Below are 13,292 nucleotides of genomic sequence, written 5' to 3' on the forward strand. Positions count from 1 at the left end.
AGATCACGGTAATTAACAGATACGTAATATTTGCCCAGATTTTGACATGATTTGCCCTAGTTTGGGCCCACCGCAGTCTGCAGGGTTCCTCAATTCATGGTCGAAAGTCCATTGCGCGTCCAATTTCCTGCAGAGGCTGCGATTCAGGCGCGGCCGCATCACGAATTTCATATTCCCTTTCTGCCCCGATCCGCCCATCTTCGCCACCTGATCGCCATCGGTCTTGCCGGCACCGCCTCCTGCGGCCTTCTCGCGACCGTTCTCTACCCGCTGCTTGCCCGCCATACGATCGAGCAGGCCGTTCCGATTCACACAGCCCAGCTCGTCCAATCGCAGCCGGCGTTGCACAAGAGCGACCGGCTTGCCACGAAACAGCGTTTCGACGGCGCCCGTTTTGCGCAGGTGGCGGAAAAGACCTCGAGCGGCGAAACCCGTATCTTCACCTATCACCGCACGACACTGGTCTTCAAAGCCGAGGTTACCGAGCCCGCAGACAGTGATGCCGCGGCCATCAATGCGGCCTATGACGGCGATACACGGACTGAGAACGCTCTGTTTTCGCCACCGTCGCTCGCGGATATCCGCCAGGGCATCTATCCGCATGTCAATCGCTACGACGCGGTCCGCCGCTCGCGCTTCCCGGTTCGCGGCGTGCCGTTGAATGTCAGCGTGTCGAGGGCGACCACGGGCGAGGCAGGCCGCGAGTTCAAGAGGCTGGTTTCCATGCCCAAGGACCGGCAGGACCTGCAGGATATCCTCGCCTCCGCCGGTCTTGGTGTAGATGCTGGCGACGAGCTGCAGCGTGCCTTGGAAACCGATACGGTTTCGCCCGGCGACAGCCTGGAACTGCTGCTGGAGAAAAAGACCGCCGATGCGCAGCCGAAGCTGATCATGGCTCGCCTCAGCGGCGAGAAGACACCCGAGCGCATTGTGGCGCGCGACGATGCCGACGGCTTCGTGCCTCTTACCGATGACCGGCTGTTTTCCACGCTCTATAGCGAGAGCCAGGCCGACACGCCGTCCTCTTCGGACGTGGCTGCCGTCGACCTCAAGGGCATCGACAGCAACGATCGGTCGACGATCAGCGCCAAGCTGAAGAAGGCGGGGCTTTCCGATGAAAGCGTCGATCAGCTCTTGAAGCTCGCCAAGGCGAACGGCGTTTCACTAACCGGTGGCGACGATGCGCCCGACAGCGTCGATCTGCTGTTCCGCAAGGCGGACAATGGCAAAAGCGAACTGATGTTCATCGAGTTCCACACCGATGGCGACACGCATCGCTTCTATCTGCACAAGGACGGCGGCGACGGCGCCTCAGAATTCTACGACGAGGGTGGCCACTCCGTCGCCAAGGTGCTGACCCATCGTCCCGTGCCCAACGGCACGCTCGGTGACGGATTTGCCTGGCGCATTCATCCGATCCTCGGCGTCCGGAAATTCCACAACGGCGTCGATTTCCGCGCGCCGATGGGCAGCCCGATCATGGCAGCCGGCGACGGCACCGTCGAAAAGATTTCCTGGGAAACGGGCTACGGCAAATATGTCCGCATCCGCCACGACGGCGGCTACGAGACGACCTATGCCCACATTTCCTCGACGCCGTCGGACCTGCATGTCGGCGAGCGCGTTACCCAGGGCCAAGTCATCGCCTATGTCGGCTCGACCGGCTATTCCACCGGTCCGCATCTCTACTACGAACTGCGCGTCAACGGCCGCTACGAAAACCCGCTGACCGCCCAGTTGCCGGCCGGCACCAATCTTACCGGCAAGTCGCTGGACAGCCTGCGCTCGCAGGTCAGCCACGTCGATAATATCATGACCTATCTCGACGTGCCGTCGCCGCAAAGCGAAGCCCGCCCCTTCAACGCCTTCGACCAGGGACCGGAGCGAGGCCCAGGCGCAGGCACCGGTCATTCCGGTAGGCCCTGATGCCGCAACTATAGCGGCACGACCGAGATTCCCCGAACAGCGAAGTTTTGATTCGCGGCTGGAAATTGGAACCAGCCTCGGATGCATGCTGAACGATGCGCAGCGGGAGGGCGTCGCAGCGCTGGTTTGAAATCTCCACACGATCCCGCTTCAGAAAACGGAGGATGTTCCAATGGCTGATGCCCGATGCAGTTGCGGCGCTCTCACGCTGACGCTTTCAGAACCATCGAAATTGGTTGTCGCCTGTCATTGTCTTGACTGCCAACGCAGGACCGGCGCGCCGTTTAGCGTCGGCGCCTTTTATGCCGCCGATGCCGTCGCCATTTCCGGAACTCCAAAAGAGTTCAGCCGCGATGCGGCAAGCGGCGGGAAGGTCCACACCTACTTCTGTCCGAACTGCGGCTCAACCGTCTATTGGAAGGCCGACAGACTACCGTCGCTGATCGGCGTTGCCGTCGGCGCGCTGGCAGATCCCAAATTCCCGGCTCCCGTTATATCGGTTTTCGAGCAGTCGAAACACCATTGGGTTGAAATGGATGGCGCCGTCGAACATTTCCAACAAAGCAGTGCGGCAAAAAATTCGAATCGAGACTCCACTTAACGCAAACGATTAGCCGGCTCAGCAGGTCCGCTATTCACATAAATCGCATAGAGCGAGCTCGTGGCGGTGATGTAAAGCCGGTTGCGCTTCGGGCCGCCGAAGCAGAGGTTCGATATGACTTCGGGAACGAGAATGCGGCCGATCAATGTGCCATCCGGCGCGTAAACCCGGACGGAATCGCCGCTGGAGGCAAAGATGTTGCCATGGCGATCGACCCGGAAACCGTCGAACATGCCGACTTCGCAGGTGGCGAAGACCCGCCCCTCGCTGAGACTGCGCCTGTCCGGATTGACGGAATAGGCCGTGATTGTCGGCGGCAGGCCGGGCACATGCGAACCACCGGTATCGGAGACGTAGAGCACGCTTTCATCCGGCGAAAAGGCAAGGCCGTTCGGCTTGACGCGGTCGCTGGCGACCAGCGTCACCGTTCCGTCCGCCGGATCGATGCGGTAGACATTCGATGCGTTGATTTCCGATGGTGCGGCAAAGCCCTCATAATCACTGTCGATCCCATAGGTCGGATCGGTGAACCAGACCGAGCCATCCGACTTCACGACGACGTCGTTCGGCGAATTCAGCCGTTTGCCGTCGAAATGTTCGGCGAGCGACCGCCAAACGCCGTCATGATCAAGCCGGCTGACACTGCGGCGGCCGTGCTCGCAGGCGACGATCCGGCCCTCGAAATCGAGCGTATGGCCATTGTGATAACCAACCGGGCTCTCAAAGACGCCGGCTGCGCCCGTCACCTCGTCATAACGCAGGATTCGGTCGTTCGGTATATCGGACCACACGACATGACGCGCGGCCGGCACATAGACGGGTCCCTCGGTCCAACGCCCGCCCGTCCAAAGCTGCTCCAATTTCGCAGAACCATTGATCAGCGCCTTGAAGCGCTGATCGAGAATATCATACTGGCTCATGATGCTCCGCCCTGTTCCTCACAGCCAGCCAACCTCCGGACCGGCCTCCCGTAGTCGGAAACCAATCTAGAGACAGCAATCATCGGCTGTCAAAAACAAGCTGCGGACATGACACGCTTTTTACCGGCGTCTTTTTCGTTGCTGGAAGATCTATCCTGCCAGCTCCATCGTCCCCGCTCTCCGCAATACGGGAAAGGGCTAGGGTGAGTGGCCGGGCAGGCGAGCGCGGCGAAACCACGTTTGCCCGACCATCCCCAAATCCCTCAAAAATTACAGCAGTTTCTCCAACGTAATCGGCAGATCGCGTATCCGTTTGCCCGTCGCGTGGAAAACCGCATTGGCAATCGCCGGCGCAACGCCGACGATCCCCAGTTCGCCGACCGCTTTGCCGCCGAGCACGGAGGCATGCGGATCGGGGATGCCGACGGAAATCACTTCGATGTCGGGAATATCGGCATTGGTCGGCACGAGATAGTCGCCGAGGTTGTTGTTGATGACGCGCGCGTAGCGCTCATCGACAATGCCCTCTTCAAGCAGCGCCTGGCCGATGCCCATGATGATGCCGCCCTTCCACTGGCTTTCGGCGAGTTTCGGATTGTAGAGCCGGCCGGAATCGAGTGCCGAAACAACGCGTGAGACGCGCACGGTGCCGAAATCCTCGTCGACACGCACTTCGATGAAGTGCGCGCACCAGCTATGCATCGAATAGTCGCCCTCCGTCGGCGACAGCATGGTCGCGATGGTCGAGAAGTTGCGGTAATGATCCGCCTTGTTCTGCTTGTCTTCCGGCAGGGTATTGCGCAGCACCTCGATCTTGTCGCGGCCGATCTGCCGCAACAGATCGGCAATAGCGATGCCATTGCCGCCGTCGCGTGGCGGCAGAATGCGGCCTTCCGAAACGATCAGCGTATTGGCCTGCAGATCTCGGAACGGCGAGTTGGGATCGTTGATCGCCAGACCCACCAGCTCTTCACGGGCCGCGACCGCCGCCTTGTAGACGGCGCCGGTCATCAGGTTTGCAAGCTGCGAACCGCCCGCGACGGGTGCGCGTGGCAGGGCGGAATCGCCGAGCTTGACGCGGATCTGTTCGATCGGAATGCCGAGCGTTTCGGCCGCCGTCTGCGCCAGGATCGTATAGGTACCCTGCCCCATGTCGATGCCGCTGCTCGCCACCTCCGCCGAGCCGTCGGCGAGGATGCGCACCAGCGCTTCGCCCGGCGTGCGGCGCACCGGATAGGTGCCGGCGCCCACCCCCCAGCCGATCAGATGCTTGCCGTCCCGCATGGAGCGCGGCGCATGCGAGCGCTTCGCCCAGCCGAAAGCCCTGGCACCGGCCTCGAAAGCCTCGCGCAATTGCCTTGTCGACCAGGGCTTGTCCGCTTCCTGATCCCGCTCGGCATAGTTCTTCAGCCGGATTTCCAGCGGGTCCATGCCGAGTTGGTAGGCGAGCTCGTCGATGGCGCTTTCGATGCCCCAGGCGCTGGGATTTTCGCCGGGCGCGCGCAATGCGCCGGGCTTTACGGTGTTCACCGCCACGATGTTCTGCCGCGACGAGAGATTGGGCGTCGCATACATGATCGAGGTTACGACACCCAACGGCTCGACCGCCACGTCGCCCACCGAAGTCTCGTTGGCGCTCCTGTGAACGATGGAGAGAAGCTTGCCGTCCTTGGTCGCGCCAAGCGCGATCGTCTGCCGCGTGCCGGGCCGACCGCCGAAAGATGTGAAGGTCTGCGGCCGGGTGATGACCAGCTTCACCGGACGGCCGAGCAGCTTCGCCGCCATGACACCAACAGCCCCATGCGGCAAGGCCAGCGCCTTGGAGCCGAAGCCGCCGCCGATATAGGGCGAGATCATCCGCACATTCTCGAAGGGAATACCGAACCATTCGGCATAGGTGCGCGCCATGCCGTCGATCCACTGGCTCGGCTCCCAGAGGGTCAGCATGTCACCATCCCACTTGGCAATCAGCCCATGCGGCTCGATCGGCACATTGTATTCGCGCGGCGTCTTGTATTCCGCCTCGATCTTGACCGGAGCTGCGGCCAGGGCGGCTGCGGCATCGCCCCATTCCCTTGTCATCGGATCGATCGGAAAACCCTCGCCGCCCGTCGAATCTTCAAGACCAAAGATCGCCGGAGCCTCCTCATAGGTGACCTTGACCAGTGCCGCCGCCGCTGTCGCCTGCTCAAAAGTTTCAGCAACGACGACGGCGACATGCTGGCCGCTATAGGTAATGTCCGTGACAAGCGCCCGATACGGGCCTTCCGGACCAGGGGTGTCGAGCCAGGTGGTCGGCGAGTTCAGGTCCGGCATCATATCCGGCGTCAGCACCAGCAGCACGCCCGGTGCTTTCTCCGCCGCCGATATATCCATGCCGATGATGCGGCCGGCGGCGATCGTGCTTTGCACCATCACCGCATGGGTCAGACCCTCAAGATCGTGCTCGACGGCATAGTCGGCCTCGCCCTTGATCTTCGCCGTTCCGTCAAGGCGCGACAGTCGTCCGCCGAGCGCGCCGTCGGCGGCGCTGTGTTTTCTGGTTTCCATGATGGTCATGCCAATTCTCCCATCGTCAGGATGGCACGCTCGACGACACGCGGCGCAAGCGTAATCTTGTAATGATTGGCACCGTGGTAGACGGCACCTTGGACAGCGAGCAGGCTGGCACGCTTCACAGCCGCGGCATCGAGCACCTGCCCCTTCAATGCTTCTTCGACGGCGCGGGCGCGCCACGGTTTGGTGGCGACACCGCCGAGTGCCACCCTGATATCACGGATCGTCCGGCCGTCCGCCTCCAGTTCGAGCCCGACCGCGGCGCTGGCGGCGGCGAACTCATAGGACTGCCGGTCGCGCACCTTGAGGTAGGTCGAACGGCGTGCGGCCGCGGATGTCGGAATGGTGATCGCCGTGATCATCTCGCCCGGCTCGATCGCATGTTCCCGCTCGGGTGTCGTTCCCGGCAAAAGGAAGAAATCGTCGACCGCGACCTGACGGCCGCCGAGATGCACGACCGCATCGAAGGCCACCAGAGCGACCGCGAGATCGCCAGGATTGGTAGCGATACAGGCCTCGCTGGTGCCGAGAACGGCATGATTGCGCGTGACGCCGCCGATTGCCGAGCAGCCGGAACCGGGCGCGCGCTTGTTGCAAGCCGGAAAGGTCGCCGGATCGCGGAAATAGGGGCAGCGCGTGCGCTGCATCAGATTGCCGCCGATCGTCGCCATGTTGCGGATCTGCGCCGAGGCCGCGAGCGACAGTGCCTGCGAAACGGCCGGGAACTGCGCCTTGATGTTGGTATCGTCGGCGACCCGGCTCATCTTGGCGAGTGCACCGATCATTACACTCCGATCGGTGAGAGAGATGGCATCGAGGCCGGCAAGATGGCTGATATCCACCACTCTCTCTGGTTCAGCAACGCCGCATTTGGCAAGGTCGAGCAGCGTCGTGCCGCCGGCGAGCAGCATGGTGGCGGAAGAGGCCGCGGCTTGCCGGGCTTCATCGACGGAGCCGGCGCGGAGATAGGAAAACGCTTTCATCGGCTGGCCTCCGCTGCTTCGCGCACGGCGGCGACGATGTGCGGATAGGCGCCGCAACGACAGAGATTGCCGGCCATATATTCGCGGATTTCGTCATCCGAGCCGGCATGGCCCTCGCGGATGCAGGCAACGGCGGACATGATCTGTCCCGGCGTGCAATAACCGCACTGGAAGGCGTCATGCTCCAGAAAAGCGGCCTGGACCGGGTGCAGATCGCCGTTTTCCGCCGCCAACCCTTCGATCGTCGTCACCTTACGACCTTCGACCTGCGCGGCCAACGTCAGGCAGGAGAGCACGCGCTCGCCGTCGACATGAACGGTGCAGGCGCCGCATTGGCCCTGGTCGCAGCCTTTCTTGGTGCCGGTCAGACAGAGATGCTCGCGAAGGGCATCGAGAAGCGTGACACGCGGATCGAGCGAAAGCTCGTGCTCGCGTCCGTTGATATCGAGATGGACAATAGTCATCAGGTCACTCCCTGTTCGGGTCATCATCTTGCAATCATCAGGATCTGCCGGTCATGACATCCGCTCTTGATGTCGGCCCGACCGGCGCCAGGTAATCAGGCGACAGCGCTTTCGCCGGCGCGTGCGGTTGTGGTGGGACGCCCGAGGGGAGGCTGCGCTTTCGCCGTCCCTAATCCTCCGATCAGACGGCAATGGCGTCCCAGCCCTTAATGCGGTAACAATCCTTCGGTACTCCAGAATAAACGGAGGCGCCTCCGTTTATTAACTTAGAGACTTGTCTGGTATCGTCAAGTCGCAATCCGCATGGAGCATAAATTGGCTTCGAAGCCATCGCCAGGGCTCAAGGACGAAACGCCGCCAGGCGCAAAAACCCTGCGTGCGGATGCACGCCGCAATCGCGACAAACTCATCGAAGCCGCGGCGCAAGCCTTCGCCAGCCACGGCACCGCCGCCTCGCTCGAAGACATTGCGCGGCGCGCCGGTGTCGGCGTTGGAACGCTCTACCGCCATTTTCCGACCCGCGAACATCTGGTCGAAGTCGTCTATCGCCACGAGGTCGAGGTGCTCTGCAACGCGGCCGAAGAGCTTTCGCGCGAGCGTGCGCCGGATCAGGCGCTGGAGGAATGGATGCACCGCTTCGTCGGCTATATCGCCACCAAGCGCGGCATGGCCGACAGCCTGCGCATCCTGCTCAACAGCAATTCCGAACTCTTCGCCGACAGCTACGGCATGGTGCCGATCGCGCTCCGCGGCCTGATCGAACGGGCCGTCGCCGACGGCTCTATCCGCGCCGATGTCGACAGCACCGACGTGCTGCATGCGCTGTCCGGCACCTATTCCATGCCCACTTCACTGGAATGGCACGACCGCTCCCGCCGCCTCGTCCGCCTGCTGATGGACGGCCTGCGCTGGGGTGCACCGAAAATGCGGGCGCCGTAGGGCCTGATAATCGGTGGGGCACTTCCTATATGCTTTTGAGCTGAGATCGTCAGGCGAGTTTCTTGCTGCGGCAGAGCCAAACTCCCTTAACATTCACCAAAGCTGAGGAAAGCAAAATGTCCGAAAAGCTGGTCAAGATTCCCGGTCCCGATCATCCGATCACGATCGAGAACAAGCGTGCCCATGTCACCGTCTCCGTCGCCGGCAAGGTTATTGCCGATACGCGTGAGGCGCTGTCCCTGAAGGAAGCCTCCTATCCCGCGGTCATTTATGTGCCGCGCAAAGATATCGACATGTCCGCGCTCAAGAGGACCGACCATGCCACTTACTGTCCCTATAAGGGCGATTGCTCCTATTACAGCATCCCCGTCGGCGGCGAGCGCTCGGTGAATGCGGTCTGGACCTACGAAAATCCGCGCGCCGCCGTCAGCCAGATCAAGGATTACATGGCCTTCTACCCGGATCGGGTGGATGCCACCGGTCGATGTCTAAAGCGCCATCCCGCTTCCGCTGTCGAAAACATAGACCTGATCGGCATTGACGTTGACCTTCAATTGCTCGCCATAGCGAACCGGAGCCTCACCGTCGACGACGGCCGTCACTTGCTCGCCGGCCAGATCGAACAGCACATGGGTCTGCGCGCCCGTCGGTTCGACCAGCAAGGTCTGGCCGGTGAGCGGCGAGCCGCTGCCCGTCAGGCTGAGATGTTCCGGCCGTAGGCCGATCTTCACGCTCTGACCGGACTTCACTCTGCGCTCGCCTGCGATGCGAACCTGCGTGCCGTCTGTGAGCCGCACCGACGGTGAGCCGTCAACACCATTCACCATGCCATCGAGAAAATTCATCGCAGGCGAGCCGATGAAGCCGGCGACGAAGAGATTGGCCGGCTGGCGATAAAGCTCGATCGGCGTCCCCTGCTGCTCGATCCGCCTTTGGTTCAGCACGACGATGCGGTCCGCGAGCGTCATCGCTTCGATCTGGTCGTGGGTGACATAGATCGACGTGGTCTGCACCTTCTGATGCAGTGCCTTGATCTCCGAGCGCATCTGCACGCGCAGTTTTGCGTCGAGGTTCGACAAGGGCTCGTCGAACAGGAAGACGGCGGGATTGCGCACCACGGCGCGGCCCATGGCGACACGCTGGCGCTGGCCGCCGGAGAGCTGCGCCGGCTTGCGGTCGAGCAGCTTGGTGAGGTCGAGCATGCGCGCCGCCTCGTTGACCCGCTGCTCGATCACCGGCTTGGGCTGGCCCGAGAGCTTCAGGTTGAAGCCCATATTCTCGGCCACCGTCATGTGCGGATAGAGCGCGTAGGACTGGAAGACCATGGCGATGTTGCGCTCGCGCGGCGTCATGCTGTTGACCACCTGCCCGCCGATCGAAACGTCACCATCGGTAATTTCCTCGAGCCCGGCGATCATCCGCAGCAGCGTGGACTTACCGCAGCCGGAGGGACCAACAAGCGCGATGAACTCGCCATCATCGATCGCCAGCGAGATATCGTGGATGACCGGAAGCGCCCCATAGGCCTTGTGGATGTTATGCAGTTCGACGGATGCCATGTTGTTTGCTCCGATGAGAGCAATTCCAGGAAAAGTGCATAGCGGTTTTCCGTCCGGAATTGCTGGAAAACAAAGAAATAGAGCGGTTCAGAGTTTCCGTGAAAAGCTGAACCGCTCTAGGCTCAGGATTTCACGGCACCGGCGGTGAGACCCGCGATGATGTGTTTCTGCGCCAGGAAGAAGACGATGATGGTGGGCATGATGGTGAGCGTGATGAAGGCGAGCACCAGTTCCCATTCCGTGCCGAATTCGCCGCTATAGACCATCATGCCGAGCGGCCAGGGATAGATCGAATCCGAATTCAGCATGATCAGCGGCAGGATATAGCTGTTCCAACTGCCGACGAAGGAGATGATGCTGACGGTGGCGACGATCGGCCGGGAGAGCGGCAGCGAGATATGCCAGAAGAAGCGGATATAGCCGCAACCATCGACGAAAGCCGCCTGGAACAATTCTTCCGGAAGGTTGCGAAAATAGTTTCTAAAGAGAAGAATACTCATACCGAGGCCGAAAGCCACCTGCGGCAGCACCACGCCCCAATAAGTATTGAGCAGGCCGAGATCGCGGATGCGGATGAACAGCGGCAGGATGGCGGTCGCCGCCGGGAACATCAGGCCGATCAGGAAATAATTCAGCAGGAAGTTCGAGCCGAAGAACTTCACATGCGCAAAGGCGAAGGCTGCCATGGCCGAGACTGTGACCGTCAGGAACACGGTCAGGGTGGCGATGATCAGCGAATTCATCATCTGCCGCCAATAGCGATCGCCGAAGAGGATGCCGGTATAGTTCTCGAAATGCCACTCGGCCGGCAGGCCGAAGGGATTGGTTCGGAGATCGCCGAGCGACTTGAAACCGCCGAGCGCCGTGGTCAACAGCGGAATCAGCACGATGGCGGCGATGATGGTCAGCGACACGTAGAGATAGATCTTCGTGCCGGTGGTCATGCGAACGGATGAGGCCATATCAGTCATTGCGCATAAATATCCGTTTGTAGCCGAAGGCGAGGGTGACGCAGATCACGAACAGCACCACGCCGACGGCGCTGCCGAGGCCGACCTGCATGCGGGTGACGCCGAAATTGTAGAGGAAGGTCACCATCGTCTGGGTCGAGTTGAACGGTCCGCCGCCGGTGAGCGGCATGATCAGATCGAAAAGCTGCAGCGAGCCGACGACGGCGAAGAAGACGGACAGGCGCAGTGTCGAGCCGAGCAGCGGCAGGGTGACGTAGCGGAATTTCTGCCAGCCGGTGGCTCCGTCGATTTCGGCGGCTTCCAGCACGCTTTTGTCGAGGGATTGCAGACCGGCGATGAACAGCATCATGTGGAAGCCGAAATATTTCCACACGATCACCGCCAGCACCGCATAGATCGCCAGATCCTTATCGGCGAGCACATAGGGGGTGGCGGTGCCGAGAAAATGCGAGATCGCGGCAAACAGGCCGTAGTCTCCGTCATAGACGAAGCGCCAGATCAAGCCGGCGGCCACTTCCGCCAGCACATAGGGCAGGAAGAAGATCAGCCGGTAGAGCACGACGCCGCGAATGCGGTTTGCCAGCATCGTCGCAAGCCATATGGCAAGCGGCACCTGAAGGGCGATCGAGACCAGGATGATCAGCGCATTGTTCTTCAGCGAGGTCAGGAAGGCGCCGTTCTTGAACAGAACCTGGAAGTTGCGCAGCCCTATGAATTCCGTCGGCGGGCCGTAGCCGTTCCATTTGTAAAGGCTGTACCAGGCGGCCTCTCCCATCGGCAGGATGACGAAGATGGTGAAAAGCAGCAGCGCCGGCGGCAGAAACAGCAGGATGACGGGCATGCGGCCGCGCGCGGCCGGCGATTTTCGACGCGCTGCGGGTTTCGCTCTGGCGATGGTCGGTATGGCGGTCGTTGCGCTGACATCGGTCATGGGCGGTCTCGACAATTGCAGTTCAAAGAAAAACCGGCGCCGGCACAAGGGAGAGGCCGGCGCCGGATGGTGCTAGAGCTGGTCCTGCTCGAAGGCGTCCTGGACCTGCTGCGCGCCATCCTTCGGTGCGATCTGGCCCGAGACGATGCCGACCGAGATGTCGTTGACGACGCGGCCGACGGAGGGGCCGAGATCCTGGTCGAAGAAGTTCTGGTGCCAGGTCGAATGCGCCAGTTGGTCGGCCGAGGCGTGCATCAACGGGCTCTTGACGCCGTCTTCCGCGCCGACGGCGACCGGGATGATCATGCCGGCCTGCGCCATGGTGCGTTCGTTCTCGGCATTGGTCAGATAGGCCAGGAAATCGAGGGTTTCAGGCGGGGCCTTCTTGGTCACGGCCCAGCCGTTCAGACCGCCGAGCGTATCGGTCGGAAGACCGGCGCCACCGGTAATCGCCGGGAAGGCGAAGCGGCCGATATTGTCGTCGGCGAGACCCTTGCCGTCGCCGGCATTGGTGCGCTGGTTGGCGGCGGTGTTTTCGAAGCCAAGGATCATCGCAGCCTTGCCGTCGCCGAAGACGCCGAGCGCCTGCGGCCAGGTGGTGCCGAGATAGCCGGGCTGGAACGGCTCGAGCTTGCCGAGTTCGGCAAGCTGCTCGCCGGCCTTGATGATCGCCGGATCATTGAAGCCATTGCCCTCGCCGCTCTTGGCCGCGGAAAAAACCTTCTGGCCGCCGTCACGCATCACCAGATAGCTCCAATAGAAATGGATCGGCCACTTCTCGCCGCCGCCGCCGGCGATCGGCACGATACCGGCCGCTTTGATCTTCTTGACGGCGGCCAGATAGTCGTCCCAGCTCTTGATAGCATTGGCGTCGACGCCGGCCTTGGCGAACAAGGCCTTGTTATAGAAGAAGGAAACGGTGCCGAGCTTGTAAGGCACGGCACTGATCTTATTGTCGAAGGTCAGGCCTTTCACTGCCGCAGGATTATAGCTCTTCACCCAGGCGTCATCCTTGGCGTTCATCGCCGCGGTCAGGTCCATCAGCGTGCCGGTTGCCTGCTGCTGCTTCAACACACCACCGCCCCAACTAAAGAAGAAATCGGGAGCGTCGTTCGATTGCAGCAGCGTCGGCAGCTTGGCCTTGAAGGCTTCATTCGCCAGGAACTGCATTTCGATCTTCACGCCCGGATGCTGGGCTTCATATTGATCGGCGATCTTGCGCCAGACGGCGATGTAGTTCGGATCGAGCTCCAGGTGCAGCCACTTGACGACCGTATCCGCCGCAGCGCTCGTGGCGCCGGCAAGCATGACAAGCCCCGTGGCAGCGGCGATCGCAGCAACACGCGCACCGCGAAGGGCCTTCGCCCCGCGTTCATACAGCATGATTTTCTCCTCCCAAGGGAACAAGAGCCTCAATAATTTTTCCCTTATGCGGATTAATT

General features: G+C 61.5%; 11 protein-coding genes and 1 pseudogene. 4 read left to right on the forward strand and 8 right to left on the reverse strand.

Annotated elements, in window-relative coordinates:
• Positions 1 to 96: 96 nt before the first annotated feature.
• Both NXC24_RS19320 and NXC24_RS19325 read left to right on the forward strand, forming a co-directional pair.
• Entirely contained in the window at positions 97 to 1,926 is a 1,830-nt protein-coding gene (locus NXC24_RS19320) for a M23 family metallopeptidase (RefSeq protein WP_104824758.1), read from the forward strand.
• A gap of 172 nt (positions 1,927 to 2,098) precedes the next feature.
• Positions 2,099 to 2,527, forward strand: coding sequence for a GFA family protein (locus NXC24_RS19325; RefSeq protein WP_104824759.1), 429 nt, complete (start codon positions 2,099 to 2,101; stop codon positions 2,525 to 2,527).
• Here NXC24_RS19325 and NXC24_RS19330 read toward each other — a convergent pair.
• The 4 genes from NXC24_RS19330 to NXC24_RS19345 form a co-directional block, all read right to left on the reverse strand.
• A complete protein-coding gene (locus NXC24_RS19330; protein WP_104824760.1) occupies positions 2,524 to 3,447 on the reverse strand; it encodes an SMP-30/gluconolactonase/LRE family protein in 924 nt (307 codons plus the stop codon). The genes NXC24_RS19325 and NXC24_RS19330 overlap by 4 nt on opposite strands.
• A gap of 270 nt (positions 3,448 to 3,717) precedes the next feature.
• Positions 3,718 to 6,006 carry a xanthine dehydrogenase family protein molybdopterin-binding subunit gene (locus NXC24_RS19335; RefSeq protein ID WP_104824761.1) on the reverse strand — a complete coding sequence of 763 codons (2,289 nt, stop codon included), beginning with the start codon at positions 6,004 to 6,006 and terminating at the stop codon, positions 3,718 to 3,720.
• The gene (locus tag NXC24_RS19340) at positions 6,003 to 6,986 is read right to left on the reverse strand and encodes a xanthine dehydrogenase family protein subunit M (protein WP_104824762.1); all 984 of its coding nucleotides are present in this window, start codon (positions 6,984 to 6,986) and stop codon (positions 6,003 to 6,005) included. Before NXC24_RS19340 ends, NXC24_RS19335 begins: the two co-directional genes overlap by 4 nt.
• On the reverse strand, positions 6,983 to 7,450 hold the full coding sequence (locus NXC24_RS19345) for a (2Fe-2S)-binding protein (RefSeq protein ID WP_199773499.1): 468 nt from the start codon (positions 7,448 to 7,450) through the stop codon (positions 6,983 to 6,985). Before NXC24_RS19345 ends, NXC24_RS19340 begins: the two co-directional genes overlap by 4 nt.
• Positions 7,451 to 7,765: 315 nt before the next feature.
• Between NXC24_RS19345 and NXC24_RS19350 the strand changes: the two genes are divergently transcribed.
• Both NXC24_RS19350 and NXC24_RS19355 read left to right on the forward strand, forming a co-directional pair.
• Complete coding sequence (locus NXC24_RS19350; protein WP_245463908.1) at positions 7,766 to 8,389, forward strand: TetR family transcriptional regulator; 624 nt, start codon at positions 7,766 to 7,768, stop codon at positions 8,387 to 8,389.
• A gap of 116 nt (positions 8,390 to 8,505) precedes the next feature.
• Positions 8,506 to 8,862: pseudogene (locus tag NXC24_RS19355) on the forward strand (DUF427 domain-containing protein); the annotation flags it as partial.
• Positions 8,863 to 8,877: 15 nt separating this feature from the next.
• Here the strand turns inward: NXC24_RS19355 and ugpC are convergent.
• The 4 genes from ugpC to NXC24_RS19375 form a co-directional block, all read right to left on the reverse strand.
• Positions 8,878 to 9,948 carry a sn-glycerol-3-phosphate ABC transporter ATP-binding protein UgpC gene (gene ugpC / locus NXC24_RS19360; RefSeq protein ID WP_104824764.1) on the reverse strand — a complete coding sequence of 357 codons (1,071 nt, stop codon included), beginning with the start codon at positions 9,946 to 9,948 and terminating at the stop codon, positions 8,878 to 8,880.
• 122 nt (positions 9,949 to 10,070) lie between these two features.
• Positions 10,071 to 10,919 carry a carbohydrate ABC transporter permease gene (locus NXC24_RS19365; protein ID WP_104824765.1) on the reverse strand — a complete coding sequence of 283 codons (849 nt, stop codon included), beginning with the start codon at positions 10,917 to 10,919 and terminating at the stop codon, positions 10,071 to 10,073.
• The gene (locus tag NXC24_RS19370; protein WP_104824766.1) at positions 10,912 to 11,850 is read right to left on the reverse strand and encodes a sugar ABC transporter permease; all 939 of its coding nucleotides are present in this window, start codon (positions 11,848 to 11,850) and stop codon (positions 10,912 to 10,914) included. Before NXC24_RS19370 ends, NXC24_RS19365 begins: the two co-directional genes overlap by 8 nt.
• A 72-nt stretch (positions 11,851 to 11,922) precedes the next feature.
• Positions 11,923 to 13,233 (reverse strand): extracellular solute-binding protein, encoded by a 1,311-nt coding sequence (locus tag NXC24_RS19375; RefSeq protein WP_104824767.1) that lies wholly within the window; start codon positions 13,231 to 13,233, stop codon positions 11,923 to 11,925.
• Positions 13,234 to 13,292: the final 59 nt, after the last annotated feature.

It is taken from the genome of Rhizobium sp. NXC24, from assembly GCF_002944315.1.
In the GTDB taxonomy this organism is placed as follows: Bacteria; Pseudomonadota; Alphaproteobacteria; order Rhizobiales; family Rhizobiaceae; genus Rhizobium.

Excerpts from the sequence above, each read along its gene's own strand:
- NXC24_RS19320 (WP_104824758.1), top strand. The coding sequence starts at position 97 with ATGGTCGAAAGTCCATTGCGCGTCCAATTTCCTGCAGAGGCTGCGATT.
- NXC24_RS19325 (WP_104824759.1), top strand. The coding sequence starts at position 2,099 with ATGGCTGATGCCCGATGCAGTTGCGGCGCTCTCACGCTGACGCTTTCA.
- NXC24_RS19330 (WP_104824760.1), bottom strand. The coding sequence starts at position 3,447 with ATGAGCCAGTATGATATTCTCGATCAGCGCTTCAAGGCGCTGATCAAT.
- NXC24_RS19335 (WP_104824761.1), bottom strand. The coding sequence starts at position 6,006 with ATGACCATCATGGAAACCAGAAAACACAGCGCCGCCGACGGCGCGCTC.
- NXC24_RS19340 (WP_104824762.1), bottom strand. The coding sequence starts at position 6,986 with ATGAAAGCGTTTTCCTATCTCCGCGCCGGCTCCGTCGATGAAGCCCGG.
- NXC24_RS19345 (WP_199773499.1), bottom strand. The coding sequence starts at position 7,450 with ATGACTATTGTCCATCTCGATATCAACGGACGCGAGCACGAGCTTTCG.
- ugpC (WP_104824764.1), bottom strand. The coding sequence starts at position 9,948 with ATGGCATCCGTCGAACTGCATAACATCCACAAGGCCTATGGGGCGCTT.
- NXC24_RS19365 (WP_104824765.1), bottom strand. The coding sequence starts at position 10,919 with ATGACTGATATGGCCTCATCCGTTCGCATGACCACCGGCACGAAGATC.
- NXC24_RS19370 (WP_104824766.1), bottom strand. The coding sequence starts at position 11,850 with ATGACCGATGTCAGCGCAACGACCGCCATACCGACCATCGCCAGAGCG.
- NXC24_RS19375 (WP_104824767.1), bottom strand. The coding sequence starts at position 13,233 with ATGCTGTATGAACGCGGGGCGAAGGCCCTTCGCGGTGCGCGTGTTGCT.